This is a genomic window from Colwellia sp. MB3u-55 (assembly GCF_014076785.1).
In the GTDB taxonomy this organism is placed as follows: domain Bacteria; phylum Pseudomonadota; class Gammaproteobacteria; order Enterobacterales; family Alteromonadaceae; genus Colwellia_A.
The window spans coordinates 1-728 of the sequence record NZ_JACGUS010000034.1; the positions used below are offsets into that span (position 1 = coordinate 1).

The following is a 728-nucleotide window of genomic DNA, read 5'->3' on the forward strand; positions in this document are numbered from 1 at the left end:
TCATCACTTAAATCTGAAACCGGTGTCACTGAAATGGTTAGGGTAGAACTCTGAGTATCACCTGCACCGTCAGTAACAATATAAGTAATTACAGGCACAGCACCATTAAAGTTATCATTCGGAGTAAAAGTGTAACTACCATCGGCATTTAAAGTGAGTTCACCTTCAGCGAGAGTAACGGTATCACCAGCATTATACGTATTCCCATCAACCGTAAAGCTGGTGACGGTCATTGGACCGTCTGCTGTTTCTGCATTGTCTAACACATTGCCTGTGGCTGTAGTATCTTCTGCAACAGAGACAGTTTCATTATCATCGCTCAGATCAGAAACTGGTGTCACTGAAATCGTTAAGGTAGAAGTCTGTGTATCACCTGCACCGTCAGTAGCGCTATAAGTAATAACGGGCACAGCACCGTTGAAATTATCATTAGGTGTGAAGGTATAACTACCATCGGCATTTAAAGTGAGTTCACCTTCAGCGAGAGTAACGGTATCACCAGCATTATACGTATTCCCATCAACCGTAAAGCTGGTGACGGTCATTGGACCATCTGCTGTTTCTGCATTATCTAACACATTGCCTGTAGCAGTTGTGTCTTCTGCTATCGTAACCGTTTCACTATCATCACTTAAATCTGAAACCGGTGTCACTGAAATGGTTAGGGTAGAACTCTGAGTGTCACCAGCACCATCGGTACCGGTATATGTAATAACAGGAACAGCACC

General features: G+C 43.4%; 1 protein-coding gene. It reads right to left on the reverse strand.

What is annotated here, in order from left to right:
* Positions 1-728, reverse strand: a 728-nt coding sequence (locus H4J66_RS01015; RefSeq protein ID WP_182169402.1) for a tandem-95 repeat protein, incomplete at both ends; no start/stop codon positions are given.